The 14,621-nt window shown below is 38.9% G+C and carries 12 protein-coding genes; 5 read left to right on the forward strand and 7 right to left on the reverse strand.

What is annotated here, in order from left to right:
- Nucleotides 1–7 precede the first annotated feature (7 nt).
- Nucleotides 8–1,525 carry a hypothetical protein gene (locus Q0590_RS28305; protein ID WP_302041017.1) on the forward strand — a complete coding sequence of 506 codons (1,518 nt, stop codon included), beginning with the start codon at nt 8–10 and terminating at the stop codon, nt 1,523–1,525.
- Nucleotides 1,526–3,106: 1,581 nt separating this feature from the next.
- Here the strand turns inward: Q0590_RS28305 and Q0590_RS37630 are convergent.
- The 4 genes from Q0590_RS37630 to Q0590_RS28320 form a co-directional block, all read right to left on the reverse strand.
- A complete protein-coding gene (locus Q0590_RS37630) occupies nt 3,107–3,211 on the reverse strand; it encodes an IS3 family transposase (protein ID WP_366970532.1) in 105 nt (34 codons plus the stop codon).
- 341 nt (nt 3,212–3,552) lie between these two features.
- Complete coding sequence (locus Q0590_RS28310) at nt 3,553–4,197, reverse strand: helix-turn-helix transcriptional regulator (RefSeq protein WP_302041018.1); 645 nt, start codon at nt 4,195–4,197, stop codon at nt 3,553–3,555.
- Nucleotides 4,198–4,361: 164 nt separating this feature from the next.
- Nucleotides 4,362–4,556: a DUF1059 domain-containing protein gene (locus tag Q0590_RS28315; protein WP_366970533.1), complete on the reverse strand. Its 195-nt coding sequence runs from the start codon at nt 4,554–4,556 to the stop codon at nt 4,362–4,364.
- 446 nt (nt 4,557–5,002) lie between these two features.
- Entirely contained in the window at nt 5,003–6,670 is a 1,668-nt protein-coding gene (locus Q0590_RS28320) for a hybrid sensor histidine kinase/response regulator transcription factor (protein ID WP_302041019.1), read from the reverse strand.
- A gap of 445 nt (nt 6,671–7,115) precedes the next feature.
- On the opposite strand from Q0590_RS28320, the gene Q0590_RS28325 reads away from it, so the two are divergent.
- On the forward strand, nt 7,116–8,810 hold the full coding sequence (locus Q0590_RS28325) for a potassium channel family protein (protein WP_302041020.1): 1,695 nt from the start codon (nt 7,116–7,118) through the stop codon (nt 8,808–8,810).
- 149 nt (nt 8,811–8,959) lie between these two features.
- On the opposite strand, the gene Q0590_RS28330 is transcribed toward Q0590_RS28325, so the two are convergent.
- On the reverse strand, nt 8,960–9,673 hold the full coding sequence (locus Q0590_RS28330; RefSeq protein WP_302041021.1) for a DUF421 domain-containing protein: 714 nt from the start codon (nt 9,671–9,673) through the stop codon (nt 8,960–8,962).
- Nucleotides 9,674–9,816: 143 nt separating this feature from the next.
- Nucleotides 9,817–10,878: a CNNM domain-containing protein gene (locus Q0590_RS28335; protein ID WP_302041022.1), complete on the reverse strand. Its 1,062-nt coding sequence runs from the start codon at nt 10,876–10,878 to the stop codon at nt 9,817–9,819.
- A gap of 187 nt (nt 10,879–11,065) precedes the next feature.
- Between Q0590_RS28335 and Q0590_RS28340 the strand changes: the two genes are divergently transcribed.
- Both Q0590_RS28340 and Q0590_RS28345 read left to right on the forward strand, forming a co-directional pair.
- Complete coding sequence (locus tag Q0590_RS28340) at nt 11,066–11,560, forward strand: hypothetical protein (protein ID WP_302041023.1); 495 nt, start codon at nt 11,066–11,068, stop codon at nt 11,558–11,560.
- A gap of 59 nt (nt 11,561–11,619) precedes the next feature.
- Nucleotides 11,620–12,177 carry a bestrophin family protein gene (locus Q0590_RS28345; protein ID WP_302041024.1) on the forward strand — a complete coding sequence of 186 codons (558 nt, stop codon included), beginning with the start codon at nt 11,620–11,622 and terminating at the stop codon, nt 12,175–12,177.
- Between the two features lie 550 nt (nt 12,178–12,727).
- Here the strand turns inward: Q0590_RS28345 and Q0590_RS28350 are convergent.
- Nucleotides 12,728–13,399 carry a 4'-phosphopantetheinyl transferase family protein gene (locus Q0590_RS28350; RefSeq protein WP_302041025.1) on the reverse strand — a complete coding sequence of 224 codons (672 nt, stop codon included), beginning with the start codon at nt 13,397–13,399 and terminating at the stop codon, nt 12,728–12,730.
- 736 nt (nt 13,400–14,135) lie between these two features.
- Between Q0590_RS28350 and Q0590_RS28355 the strand changes: the two genes are divergently transcribed.
- Entirely contained in the window at nt 14,136–14,531 is a 396-nt protein-coding gene (locus Q0590_RS28355; RefSeq protein ID WP_302041026.1) for a hypothetical protein, read from the forward strand.
- The last annotated feature ends 90 nt before the right edge of the window (nt 14,532–14,621 follow it).

A 14,621-nucleotide genomic window follows, 5' to 3' on the forward strand; every position in this document is an offset into this window, starting at 1 on the left:
ATATGTTATGACGCTAAATCACTTTTTTTACGGAGCTATACCAAATGATAAACATAACGATGGAAGAATTATTTTCAGTAATAAATCAGTAAACCATTTAGGAACTCAACAAATATTAAAAAATTTATTGGTTGTTCAACTTGAAGAAAGTTCAAATGGTAAGCAGTATGAAATAATAAGATTCTCTCAAGATTTTAATTCCTTTTTGTATTTTAGGAATTATCCTACTTCTGATCCTAAATTACGGTTTAAAACATCTTTTCATGTTTTTTTAATAGACCAAAAGTCATTTGCGTCTATTAATTTTGATCCCTTGTCAATAAGAAAATATTTTGTAAAGGAAATTACTACATCTGGTATAGTTGGTTACAATAACAGGATTTGGGCTATATCTAATCAAGAAAAAATAAATCATGATATACCTATTGCTTTCCCCTCCATTCAGCATGCATTTCAAGAAAAATCATATAATTCTCCCAAAAAAGTTAAAGCTGCATTAATTAGCTCATCTCCATATGAATTTTTAAAAGAGTTAGATCCCTACAAACGTAACTTCATCTTTCAACGAGGCGTTTTAATTAATGATTCTGCTGACAATCTTAATCTCAAAAGTGTAAATGGAGAAATAGATTTTATTTTTCTCAAACAAGAATCAAGTTTGCCAGATGGGTTTAAGTATTATTCTGCTGCAGATTTAAAAGAAATTAATCCTGATGATTTTGTTATTTCTTCTAATAGAGAGATTAGTAAACCTGTAGATAATTCTAATAGTCCTAAAAAACCTGTTAATTCAGAAAAAAAGAATAATCTAGAACCACAAAACATCAATGAAGCAGATAGTACGGTAAATAAACTTAATGACCTTAGTAACACAAGATTGAACGTTAGTCCAAAACCAAAAAATAACAAGGAGTCGAATGATTCTGAGAGTAATCCTATTGGTCTTGAAATAAATGTTAATACAGAAAAAGAAGATTTTACAAAAGTACAAAATGATAACCAGGAAAGTAATACAGCGAAAAATACTAATAGTTTTGGAATAAATGTTGATTCAGAACAAACGAAGAATATTCCAAAATCACAAACTATAAACTTTCAAGATATTCAAAAGCCTAATAATAGCAAAGTAAAAATTGCCATATCTGTTTTTACAACTTTCACACTTACTTTCTTATTGCTAATTGCTTTGTTAATTGCACTTTATGAATTGAAAATTTCTCTACCATGGATGAAAAACCGGGTAATTACCATTGATAGCAACGGATTACATTCACACACAACAGATGAACAAAATAAAGAAATAAATAAGCTAAATAGCGAAATATCAGAACTTGAGAAAGATAATATTGAGATATCAAAAAATCTCCAATACAGTATGAAAGTTCTTAAAGATTTGAAAACTGAAATCAAATCTTTAACAGAGAAAAATAATAACCTTAACGATAGACTTACTCAAGAATTAGAGGTTCTCAATAAAAAGATAAATAAATCATCTAAGAGCATGCCTCAGGCGAAGCAGCCTTGATTTGTGTAGTTGCCAATATTCCTAATGAATCTACCTTCAGAGATGAGGTTGGACTTAATCGTTAAGTTCTTTAGCCAGCTTGAGCATATTGTTGTATTAAACTATCATATGGGGGTTCATGAGGTAGTCTTAACCCAGCATGAAATTTGTGTTGTGCTTTATTAGGATAGAATTATGAAAAAATATTTCCTTGCTTTATTGATAACCAGTCTGTTCTTCAGCTGTGGGAGAGAACTCCGAGCAGGCATTGATCAATAATTTACCTACTATAGCTATCAATGGCCGCATCAGTCTTTGGATCCCCTTATTGTAGCATAAAGCCAGATAAAGTTGGATAAGTGATGCAAAAACAGCAGTGGACAGGGAGCTATCTTTCAACAGGCTCTACTGGTACAAATAGCTTCTTTAGCCTCCTTAAGTCATTCATTTTTCCTAGCGAAAATAGGTAAAAAGGATGTTTTCAAAATTATTTTTCGGGACCTATTTGAGACCTGTATATCATAAGTGTCTGATTGACAGCAGACAGGCGCTATACTTGTAATCAGTAGGTCGTTGGTTCGATTCCGACTGGGGGCTCTTCAAAAACCGCCTAATTTCGCAAATTAGACGGTTTTTAGTTTTTAAAATTTGCAGTACCCAAAATGCAGAGATTTTTTTGAGAATTTTTTTAAAATCGAAAAGGAGTGTTTTTGGGCTTTTCGCTATTAACTTAAAAAAATGACTTATTTTTCTACTAACTACATTTGCTAAGTGCTGTAAGGGTAGAGAGCCAAATCGGGATATAAAACCATTATTTTCTTTACGATTCAAAACAGACCACTACCAGAAAACAGGATTTCTATTCCAAATTTATTGGGCAGAAGGAGCCAGTCAATGGATTCGACTACTGGCGTAATAGAATACTATTGGTATATTGAAAATTCAGAGTTTGGGATCAAATGGACAGGAATTTATGATAATCAAAATACTGACCGGGGAAAAAGAACCTATTCTTACTGTTTTAGGCAATGGGGCTGAAAGGGAGCATGCGTCAATATCCCTACTTGAGTACAAAAGGGAGATGCTTACATAGTACTTTCAATACTATATTATAAGAGAGCAAGCATCTACCTGTTTTTTATCAGCTATAGATCTTTAAACGAAGCATTCAGTTGACATCTCCTTATCTGTTCAAAAGCTGCTTTCCAACCTATGACCTTCAGCTGGTAGTTATAATTTGATTACTTGACCTTTATTCCGATAGTGAATGGTTGCAAGCATAACTTATATCTGTTGTCCATATCCTTTCATCGTAGTGCCTTTATTTACCTGAAGGGGTAGAAAGTGGATTCATGGAGGCAAATGTCCAGGCGCACACATGCCCTGGGCTAAACTATGTTCAAACAATGAATTGCAAAGTAAGTATTGAAAAAATCTCTCATAAGGGAGTAGACCGCATCTGAACTTGCAACAAAAAACTGGACAAAAAGTGAAGCTGCGTTTCGATGCTGGTTTACTTGTATAGCATATTCATTAGGTGTCAAATATCCGAGAGAAGCGTGTATTCTCTTTCCATTGTACCAGATTATTGACCGAGAATGGTCAATTCATGAACTCAAAAATTTTAATTTTGGCCATTGCCACCGGTTTGACTTCCATCTGATGGATCAATTCAGTTTTTAGGGTTCTAAAGAAATTTTCAGCCACTTCATTATCGAGAGCAATTTGCCTTTCTGCTTATACTCTGCATTACTAGCGGATGAGCTTTAAGCACATCTCTAAATTCATGACAAGCATGCAAACCTGACGATGGCTCGACATCAGGTTTGCTTGTACACCTCTATTTGAGTAGAAAATCAACTGGGTAGGCCTATTTTTGATAGCCATCTTCCAGGATATGAAGATGCTCTGTACTTCTACTTTAGTATGTATACTATGAGGATTAGTTAGGAGTGAGTAAAGCAGATAAGATGAACCTGCAGGTGTATATAGTCAAAGGAAAGTGGACAAAAGGGGAGAAAATAGTAAAAAATTTATACCATTATAGCTTAGAGTAATCCCTGTTGTAAAGCATACCTGAGAAGGCCAACATGATTATGTACCCCAAGCTTTCTCATCATATTACGGCGATGAGTTTGTACAGTCTTTACACTAATAAAGAGACTATCAGCTATCTGTTCGGAGGCGAACGCTTGAGTTATCATGGCTAAAATCTCCTTTTCCCTTCTGCTAAGGTTTGACAGATAATTTTCATCCTCAACAGAATTATACTGCTTTTCTGCGGCCTTCGGATGAAAATTATTTGTAACAGTTAGTGCCCTAAGCTCGCTCATTTTACTAATCGCTACTTGTACAATTAGTTGTGCTAACTCACCTTTTCCTTGTCTTGGATACAGGTATGTTACCCTATCCATTCCTATCAACTGATTTCCTTGGCATATGTCCTTTTGTAGCAATAATATCTGATGGACTGTGGGAAAATGCTCGTTAAAGTATAGAGCCATTTGCTCTGCATCAGGCATAGCTGTATCTATAAGCATGACCTGGTAGGTTTCTTTTGTCAGATAGCTAATAGTGTCTTCAAAGCTAGTAGCATAGGCGATTTTCTCTACAGCTTTGATTCCTTTAATCCATTCTGTAACTGCTTCTGCTACCAATAAATGGCTACATGCAACAATGACTTTTACATACATAAAGAGAATAGTATGGTTAAAAGTGAACATCCACTTGAAAAGTATCCTGTGGGTTAAAAAATTTAATAAACCTGTCTGATCTCCCGGATAGGGAAAGGGTAACTATCAAAACTAACCGGCTATTTTGTAGGTGGAGTTAAACTAATGGTTATAGTCTATTCTCTTTATATCGTCTTAGCCGACTCCTCTCTTATAATAGACTTGAGTTTCTGCACCACTTCCGGGGATACTCTTTCCATTCCATGTACTGTCTTAGCGTGCTCAGCAGCCATTTGTAAGGCCTCTTCTTCCGTATTTGCGCGGATCACCCCATCGCAATCAAAACCGACATCTCGGCAGTGGATTATTTTGGTCATCATTTTAGGTAGTTAAGTTAGAAATGCTGTATGTTCATTTTACTTCTAAGCGTACTAGGCAATTGATTCACTGAAGAGGTATCCATGTATTTATCACTACGCTTCTGGTATCTTTCAGCTACTAATCAAAAGTATTCCAAAAAAGGAATCTCTCTTTGCACAATAGTTCCATTTTTTTGCACAATAGTTCCGTCTCTGGTTTATTGCGCTGCTTCATTAACTACAAAGTTCTACGTCTTGTGGCGCCAACCCTACTTATTAGCTGTTCTGAATAAGGAAGTTAGCTAACTGGCCATCAAAAGTGTTTTTAACCAAATCAAGCGTATTTACGCAGACTGAGTAAATACGCTTAGCTACTAGTGTAATTAACTTGTATTTGCAGGCAAGTTGCCTTCCCTATGCAACAAATACTAGTAGATGCTTAAGCGGCCGGAATCAGCCAACAGGTTTTAATCAGCTATGTATTCGGAAGGAGTTAGTCCATAGAGTTCCTTGAAACAACGGGTAAAATAGGCAAGGCTGGTAAAGCCCACGGTATAAGCTACTTCGGTAACATTCCCATGCTTTGCTTTTAATAACATGGCGGCTTGTTGCAGCCGGTAGTTGCGCAGAAATTCACCTGGTGCCTGGTTGGTCAATGATTTCATTTTACGGTACAATTGCACATGGCTCATGCCTACTTCTCTCTCGAAAGATTCAGCTGTAAAATCAACCTCATCAATGTGATCAATAATAATGGCAATGACACGTTTGAGAAACTTTTCATCGGCGGGGGTAACAGCTAGTTGTGCAGGCTGCAGGCTGATTTGCCGGCTGTATCGCTCCCGGAGCCGTTTGCGCCCCTCCACCAGATTAGTTACCCGTAGTTGTAGCTCAGCTGTGCTGAAGGGCTTGGTTAAGTAATCATCTGCACCTGATTGCAAACCTTCTATTTTGCTTTGCTGGGCGGTTTTTGCCGTTAACAGAATTATAGGAATATGAGAGGTGCGCTCATCGGCTTTCAGCATTCGGCTCAGCTCGATCCCATCCATCTCGGGCATCATCAAATCAGAAATAATAATGTCAGGAATAGTCTCCAGCGCTTTCTGCCACCCAAGCATGCCATTGGATACCTCTAAAACTTTGTAAGCTGAGTGAAAGTGTAAAGCAATGAAAGCAGATAGTTCCTTATTGTCTTCTACAATCAACAGGAGGGGTTTATCACCTACTACTAACGCATTTGGGGCAGGAGGTTGAAAGATTTCCCTCCAGGAGCTCGTACTGTTTTCCGGCTGTCCGGCAGCTAAAGCATTGGTAAAGCTTCTTAGGAAAAAATCAGGATTGCGGGTTGAAGATAGAGGCTCAATAGCCGTTTTTAGGGGTAATCGAACACAAAAGCAAGTCCCCTGACCTGACTTGCTATCTACCTCTATGCTCCCTCCATGCAGTTCGACCAGCTCTTTTGTTAATGCAAGGCCAATACCGCTGCTTTCTCTTTCACGGATAGGGAAATGGTTTCCCTGGTAGAAGCGGTCAAATATGTTGGCTAGCTGATCCTCTTCTATACCAATCCCATTGTCAGTAACCTCAATAATTAAAGTTGTATCTGTTTGCTCATTTTTCTCTACATTACTTACGCTTACTTCTAAAAGGATTGTTCCTCCATCAGGAGTGAATTTACAGGCATTAGAAAGCAGGTTAACGACAATCTTTTCCACTTTATCACTATCAAAAAGGGCTATCCATTCTACTTCCGGCAATCGGCATTGAAAATCTATCCGGCGGTTTTCTGCCAGTGGGGCAAAAGTAGCAGCAAGTGAGCGGAGCAGTCCCATGACTTCTCCTGGTGTAGGTTCAAGTTTTAAGCTGCCGGCTTCCAGCTTGGAAAGTTCTAGCAGCTGATTGATCAAGTTAAGCAACCGGCGGGCATTCTGCTGCATCATCAGATAAAGAAGATGCTCTTTGCTCTCTGGCTGAGCAGTTGCTAGAAGGGTTTCGAGGGGGGCAAGTATTAGGGTAAGCGGTGTTTTAAACTCATGAGAAATATTAGCAAAAAAGCTTAAACGCAATTGCTCTTGATCGAAGAGTTCTTGAGTTTCTAAGCGTTCTGCATTCATTTTTAGACGTTCATTGCTCATGATAGACTATTGCTCGTAGACTCAAAACAGGAAAGCTATAGGATGCTAATTTAGTAGATAAGGTATAAATTATCAGCCATATAGCAAAAGATGATATAAGAAATTATTCACTTCTTGCCAACTATACGTAGATAAAGGCCACAACTTGTTTTAGATACATTAGTAGTTAAAAAACTTTTCATTACTTCTCACATATATTTGTAGTAGCCTCTCTGATGTATTTATCCTAGGTATCTTCCGTTAAGATTTTCATTGGGGGTATTATATTAGTCACCGATGGCAGAAAATAGGTGGAAAAAAACCTAAACTCAAAATCTCCCTCCAGCAAATTATTGCCCCATGAAATAAATTCAATTTTCAACATACGTTTTTTCCTTTTGTTTTCTTACTTGGCTTGTCATCTATTGATACCATATGCCGCTTTTTACGTTAAGGATGATAGCCTATGAAGTTTCTCCCAACCCAGCTTATTCTTTTTCTGCGCAGCAAGCCTGACCGCCGTAACCTGAGGCTGCTATTTAAATTTCTGACTGTGCTGCTGGGAATGGTGGTGGGCTTTACTTTAGTGTTTCACCTGCTCATGCTTGGTGAGGGGAGAAGCTATTCGTGGATTACCGGCTTTTACTGGACGCTGACGGTTATGTCTACCTTAGGTTTTGGCGATATCACCTTTCATAGCGATGCCGGCCGCTTCTTTTCTATCCTGGTGCTCTTATCAGGAATGGTCTTCCTGCTGATCTTGTTCCCCTTTACCTTTATCAATTTTTTCTATGCTCCCTGGATGAAAGCCCAGGAAAATGCCCGCGTACCCCGAGAGCTGCCCAAGAGCACACGTGGGCATGTGGTGCTGACCCGCTATGGCCCGGTGAGTGAGGCGTTGATAAAAAAACTCAATCAGTTTAATTACCCGTATGTCGTGCTGGTAGCGGATTTGACTGAAGGTTTGCGCTTACATGAATTAGGCATACAAGTCATGCTAGGAGACTTGGATGACCCTCAGACCTATAGCCGCGTACAGGTCGAGAAGGCTGCACTTGTAGCTACCACTGCCTCTGACGTAATCAATACCTATGTGGCTTTTACAGTCCATGGGGTAAGCAGTAGCGTGCCCATCATCTCTACCTGTAGTTTTGAGGCTTCTCAGGATATATTAACCTTAGCCGGGAGCACCCATGTGATACGGCTGAGTGAGATGATGGGTCTGTTTCTGGCCCGTAGAGCCTCTGGAGGCGATGCCTGCTCGCATACCATTGGCAGGTTTGGCCAGCTGCAGATAGCTGAAGCAGCCGTAGCAGGCACTCCCCTAATCGGACGCTCGCTACGGGAGACAAAGCTGAGAGAGCAGGTAGGAGTAAGTGTGGTAGGTGTGTGGGATCGGGGAAATTTTAATGCAGCCCAGCCAGACACACGCCTAACGCCTACGATGGTACTGGTACTTGCCGGGTCAGATGAACAGATAGAAAAATACAACCAAACCTTTAAGATTAGCAAAGAGATGAACCATCCGGTAATCATCATCGGAGGCGGGCGGGTGGGGCGGGCCACAGCCAGGGCGTTGGCAGTGCGCAAGCTAGACTATCGTATTGTAGAGAAAGCAGCGGAAAGGGTAAAAGAGGATAGGCAGTATATCTTGGGCAATGCAGCTCACTTGGACATACTCAAGCAAGCCGGCATCGAGCAGGCACCCTGCGTGATTATTACTACCCATGATGATGATATGAACGTGTACCTGACCATCTACTGTCGCCTGTTACGAGCGGATATTCAAATCATCACTCGTGCGACCTTAGAGCGTAATTTGGCAACCATGCACCGGGCAGGGGCAGATTTTGTACTTTCCTATGCCTCTATGGGAGCAAACACCATCTTTAACCTGCTTAAGCGCAGTGACATTGTGATGGTTGCTGAAGGGCTGAATTTATTAAAGGTAAAGGTGCCAACACAGTTAGCCGGTTATACAATTGCCCAATCATCGATCAGAAAGGAAACCGGTTGTACCCTGATTGCTATCCGGGAGGGAGAGAGCTTACAAATCAATCCTGAACCAAGCATGGTCCTGCCCGCACAGGCAGAGATCATCCTGATTGGTAGTGTTGAAGCAGAAAATAAATTCTTCACTAAATACGGAAGTCAAGTATAGTTAAAGAAATGCCCCCTTTCGAGTTTCTAAACCATAAATTTTCTTATTATCAGTTAATGATTGTAAGAATGTTTGCTACCCTTGTATGTATATTTTGCTACAAAATAATGCTCAGCGGTTTGTTACCTAAAAATCTACTATCCATTTAATTAAGTGGTACGTATAGCAGTGCAGGCATTCAACCATTGATGATTTTGGCAATTAGAACATTTGTGCAAATTGCCAGGTAATAGTTTTTGGCATTTACCACATTTATTGCAGGCATATTCTCCTGTCTTCACAATGGTTTGAAAGGGCTTTGAGATAATTTCGGGGAAAATGGGCATACCTGGCTTGACTTGTTCTTTTTCATAAAAGAATACACTGATTTCTCCGGTAGCCTCCAGATAAAGTTTTTTTACCTGCCCTAAATGCTCTACATGCTGTTGACGCATTTCACCAAACAATTCCTGAAATGTTAAATTCTCTTTGTTGAATGCATCAATATTTAGTATACCCTCTTCAATAATGCAAGAGGCATGTCCTTCTAACCACCGTTCGGCCCGGGGGCTTTGTTCCGTAAGACGGTTAAAGCCCAGGTATAGAAGAATCACAATGCCGAATACCATTAGCACATGCAAAAGAGCAACATCATGATAAAACATAGCATCTCCTGCAGCAGAACCTAGGGAAAGGATAATTGTCAATTCAAATAGGGATAGCTGCTTGACGCCCCTTTTACCTGTAATGCGAAGAGTTAAGACAATAAGCACATACATGAGCGTACTTCGAAAAGCTACTTCAAGCAGAAAAGCGATCGGCAATTCATCTGACAGCCAGATGCGTTTCCAGTCCAAGGGTTGGATTAATTTAGGTATTTCCATATACAGTTAGGCACAGACAAAATCAGCTTGCAATTAAATAAAAGTTAACATGGTAGTGACTGATCCAATAATATATTTTACTACCTGTAAAGCACTCCCTATAAACGAGTCTAGCACTCATAACTTATGCATTTACCGCTGGTTTAGGGTTGGCCTGACTCCTCCCCCAGAATGCCTAAGCGTCTGGCCCGCTGTTGCCATTTCTCCCGGGCCCATTTTTGTAAATCGGCCACATCATCATATTCATCCGTAATTTCAAGGCCCAGTAAGGTCTCTATAATATCTTCCACCGTGATGATCCCTGCCGTACCTCCATATTCATCCACTACCAAAGCTATATGTTCTTTATGTTCCATCAGGGCAGTAAATAAAGCCGGTATGGGCATACTATTTCCAAATATTAGGATGGGCCGTTTAATGCTGGCAAGGGCCAGGTTGCCTTCATGGCTGATCATACGTTGCAAGACTTCATCTTTTAAAACGTAGCCACTAATGTGATCAAGGTTGCCTTCAAAAAGCGGAATCCTGGAGTAACGCAAGTTGCCTGAATCGGCGTAAAAATCACGGATTAGCTGCGATTCCGGAGCCGCTTTAATCACAGTCCGGGGCGTCATAATATGTTTGACGAACACTTTATTCAAGCGCAATACATTATTGATCACCCGGGATTCATCTTTGTGCAGCACACCTTCTTGCATACTGATCTCAGCCATCGCTGTAAAATCGGCCCGGCTAAGAACACTTTTATCCTTCTCCTGCTTTAATCGTTTAGTAATAAACTGTGATAGGAGAATAATGGGATACAGGGCATAAATCATAATTTTTAACACGCGCACGGTAAAGGGAGTAAGCTGCCGCCAATAATTAGCTCCAAGGGTTTTGGGGATGATCTCTGTAAGGATGAGGATAACAATGGTCAGAAGAACGGAAATCAGGGTAAGATACTCTTCTCCCCAGATGAGCTGTGCCTGCGCTCCTACACCGGCAGCACCTATGGTATGGGCAAATGTGTTTAGCGTGAGTATGGCGGCCAAGGGCCTGTCAATATTGTCTTTAAAACCTTGTAGATCCTTGCCCAAAATTGGATTCTGCTGATTGATAATACTGACATACGATGGGGTGATACTCAACAGGGAGGCTTCGAGTAAAGAGCATAGAAAGGAGAAAAATAAAGCAATAGCTAAATATAAAAGTAATAATCCCATAATAGAGTGAAACGCTAGTGAACAGTAAAAAGTCGATCCTACACTAAGATGATTGACTATCTGTTAACAGCTACTTCATCAGCATAATTCTTTAGATCATTTTCTAATCAGATTCTAATCTCTTTTTAAAAAGTTCTTAATAAGTGGCTCCTAGCTTTGTATCAGTTCCAATAAAAAACAAATGTCTATGAAGAATATATTGATACCAAGTGACTTTACCTTGCAATCGTTGGATTGTGTAGAAGATGTAGTTCAATCCTTTAAGTCGGAGCGGATTACTATTGTGTTTGTACATGTGTTCATAGTATCTAGTTCTATTGTAGACCTGATGCTGCTTTCCCGCCGGCGCAAAGAATATAGCTATATCAGCGATCAGTTCTGGAATGAATGCAAAAGACTGGAAAAAGAGTACAGCGAAAGGATTAATTCTATCAAAGTGGAATGTTTTTATGGCAATACGGTAGCTGTTTTTAAAAACTACCTGGAAGGCCTGAAAATTGATTTAATCGTTTATCCACAGCTTTACACATTTAAGCAACTATGCAAAGAGAGCTGCGATCCGGCCAAGCTTATTGCCAAAAGTGGGAGAGAAGTATGGATGCTGGCTGCAAAGAAAAAACCAAAAGAAGTCAGACAGTTCCGCTGGGTAAGAAACATGTCCTATCAGCTTTCACTCAACTAACTAAGCCTGCTTAGCAAGTATGCCAGCAAGTACAATCAAAAACATTAATAAGCAAACTTATGTTGTTAAAGGAAAATATTCCGGTTAAATACATACTGGGAAAAATTAAAACAGAGATTATCGTAATTGGTATCTACTCCATTCTCGTAGCCATCGTCTACAATACCTTTCATGTAACCAGAATCTCCATTCCTATTTCTGTGCCTGCCATTATGGGTACGATTCTCTCACTCTTGCTTGCCTTTCGCTCTAATCAGGCCTACGACCGCTGGTGGGAAGCCCGCATGTTGTGGGGAGCCATTGTAAACGATTCCCGGACCCTGGCCAGGCATGTACTGACGTTTGTCGATGATCCCTACCATTCTTCAGATGTAGACTATTTCCGGGAACGCTTCATTAAACGCCAAATTGCCTGGTGCTACAGCCTTGGGCAATCGCTGCGGAAAATGGCCCCGTTACAGGAAACAGAAAACTTATTGATTAAGGAAGAAGTGGATTTTGTGAAAAGATATACTAATAAACCGGTCGCCTTGTTAGAACTGCATGCAGAAGATTTACGGTTGGCTTTGAAAAAGGGATGGATTAATGAGTATCAGCAAGTACACGTACTACCTTAAGAAGCGTACCTAATGGGGCCGTATTGTATGTGATACAAAGCGATGATAAGCAGAAAGCAGATGAGTTAGTGAGTTTGTTTGCAGGCAAAGAGTAGCGTTGAATGCCTGATAACAATAAATCCTAACTGCTATTTCATTGCCCATTTATTAAAAATATCTTTATTTTAGACCTGCTTCCCCTCCCTGCCACATTGAAGAGTCTCAAGAAAGGGGAAGTTAATATAACCACTTTTTACAAATCTAAATGTATGAGGGAAGTAAACTTCCTTAGCTCATCTGTATGAAAACCGGAAACCGACAAGCTTAACTTCCTGTCCATTTTTTTGTTGCAAGTACAGGGTGGAAGTTCTACATTTGCTTGGAGACTAAGTTAAGTTACAAACTATAACTTAGCGAATATGTCAAAGCCAAGAAAGAAGTGTGATAAGTAGTTCAAGCTTATGGCTGTTAAACTGGGCAACACCCGAAGCGATCTTGTAGAACTAGCACAAGAATTGCGAATAAGGGTATCACTTCTAAATTAAAGTTGTTAACTTTGGGAATAAAAGTTTTAAGTAAAAGGACGACCCCTTTCATTGATAATCTCAAAATTTACCTTTTCGAAAAAAAAAGAAGAGGGTTCAGACAAAGTAGCTATTGCACAACAATAGTTTTGAAAAAGATTAATTTCTTTAACATACCATGTTTTTTTTTCAACTCGTACAGTTCCAAACTTAGAGGCATTAATTAATTGTAATGGTAGTGACAATCCTTTCCCTTCTGCTTTGATAACACTTTCTTTTACTGTCCAAAGCCTGAAAAAGTCAGTTAGCGGATCAAGAGATACCCTTAATTGATTCATTTCCTGCTCGGAGAAAATTGTTTTGAAATCATCTAAGTCTACCTGCTCAATTTTCTCAATATCAATTCCTATTTCCTCTTTATAAAAAGCACAAATGACGTACTGTCCAGAATGGGAAAGGTTAAAGAAAACACTAGAGTCTATATAAGCCTTTCCGTAGTGATTTAGCTGAAGTTTTGATAAGCAATCTTCTTCATATCGATGATACTTCAATCCTTCCCATATTAGTAATTTTCCTAGCACGAAAGCCTGCCGATCCTGCCATCTTCTATATGTAGAAACCTGATCTTTGATCTTTTGGGTTAAAAAATTAGTATAGGTTTCTAAAAGGCTTTCATACATGCAATAACTATAATCAGTGTATAAAACTAAAACAGACATTTACTAAATCATCTTTAGACAAACTTACCATTTGGATCTTTTAAGATACGGCATTTTATAATGCACTTTTGAAGGAAGCCTATTCAAAAAAATGTTTGATCAATATTAAATTTTTTACCTTATGCGCTAATAAACGGTGGCTAATGAAACTACTCAACAACTAAACCCTATCACCGTGATATTTCTCCATCTCGTTCGACTTTAAATTTTGGGATGCCTAAAAAATTTTGGAGGGAACCTTTAAACGATTTAATACCATAGTTTGGAGTTTCTTTTACTGAATGAGTCAGTATAATAGAGTTTGATTAAGTTCTCATGTCTTTCAGATATGTATTTTACACTAATCCTACTTAAGAGCATATGTAAGTAAAAGCTCGCAAAAAAGCAAAATAAAATATACCTATACTGATTTATAAGTAATAAAATCAATTACAAAGGCTATTACCTCTGATAGCCGGAAGCGACAGGAACATATCTCCTCCGCTTTTCTTGTAAATATTTAAAAAATATTACATCTCATCCAAAGCGAATACATTAGCTCAAGGGGATCGAAATTGTGATTTTATCATATACTGACTTATTTTAATCTTTAAGGGAAAGTATGAAAACCTTTATTGAAATAATTCCTCTAAACGATGCTTTCTATGCCAGTATAAGCAAATAATCCTCTAAAAATTCTCATTAACATAAGTTTATCGTTGTACACAAAACAAAATTAAAATTATCTTCTTTAGCTATGATCCAGTTTAAAAATGAATTTGTAATAGTGGAATTAGTAAACAATTCTACTGCTATATTATTGACATGGAAAGGGTTTATACCTAGCCAGAAATATAGAGAAGCGCTAGATAAATCTTTAGAGATAACCCAAAAGTACAAGATCAAAAATTGGATTTCTGATATCAGAGAAATGAAAGTGGTTGCCGTAAAAGATCAAGAATGGGCAGGTACTGAATGGCTGTCTAAAGCCGTAACCGCTGGTTGCTACAAGAAGCAGGCAGTGATTATGCCAGAAGATGTTTTTGGGCAAGCTTCTGCAAAGAATATGATCACAACAGTTACCGTAAAGAACCAGCAAATTGAGATACAAAATTTCACAAACTTAGAAGAGGCCAAAAAATGGCTGTCATAAAGTAAGCATGCGGTAGTTCCCTTCATCATTTTTCCAACGCCTTGGTTCAGGTGGAGCATTTCTTTACCTAGGAAATCTTACCCGAACTAA

The sequence above is a fragment of the Rhodocytophaga aerolata genome, from assembly GCF_030503435.1.
GTDB lineage: Bacteria > Bacteroidota > Bacteroidia > Cytophagales > 172606-1 > Rhodocytophaga > Rhodocytophaga aerolata.

Coding starts and splice junctions, on each gene's coding strand:
- Q0590_RS28305 (WP_302041017.1), top strand. CDS start 8: ATGACGCTAAATCACTTTTTTTACGGAGCTATACCAAATGATAAACAT.
- Q0590_RS28310 (WP_302041018.1), bottom strand. CDS start 4,197: ATGTATGTAAAAGTCATTGTTGCATGTAGCCATTTATTGGTAGCAGAA.
- Q0590_RS28315 (WP_366970533.1), bottom strand. CDS start 4,556: ATGATGACCAAAATAATCCACTGCCGAGATGTCGGTTTTGATTGCGAT.
- Q0590_RS28320 (WP_302041019.1), bottom strand. CDS start 6,670: ATGAGCAATGAACGTCTAAAAATGAATGCAGAACGCTTAGAAACTCAA.
- Q0590_RS28325 (WP_302041020.1), top strand. CDS start 7,116: ATGAAGTTTCTCCCAACCCAGCTTATTCTTTTTCTGCGCAGCAAGCCT.
- Q0590_RS28330 (WP_302041021.1), bottom strand. CDS start 9,673: ATGGAAATACCTAAATTAATCCAACCCTTGGACTGGAAACGCATCTGG.
- Q0590_RS28335 (WP_302041022.1), bottom strand. CDS start 10,878: ATGGGATTATTACTTTTATATTTAGCTATTGCTTTATTTTTCTCCTTT.
- Q0590_RS28340 (WP_302041023.1), top strand. CDS start 11,066: ATGAAGAATATATTGATACCAAGTGACTTTACCTTGCAATCGTTGGAT.
- Q0590_RS28345 (WP_302041024.1), top strand. CDS start 11,620: ATGTTGTTAAAGGAAAATATTCCGGTTAAATACATACTGGGAAAAATT.
- Q0590_RS28350 (WP_302041025.1), bottom strand. CDS start 13,399: ATGTCTGTTTTAGTTTTATACACTGATTATAGTTATTGCATGTATGAA.
- Q0590_RS28355 (WP_302041026.1), top strand. CDS start 14,136: ATGATCCAGTTTAAAAATGAATTTGTAATAGTGGAATTAGTAAACAAT.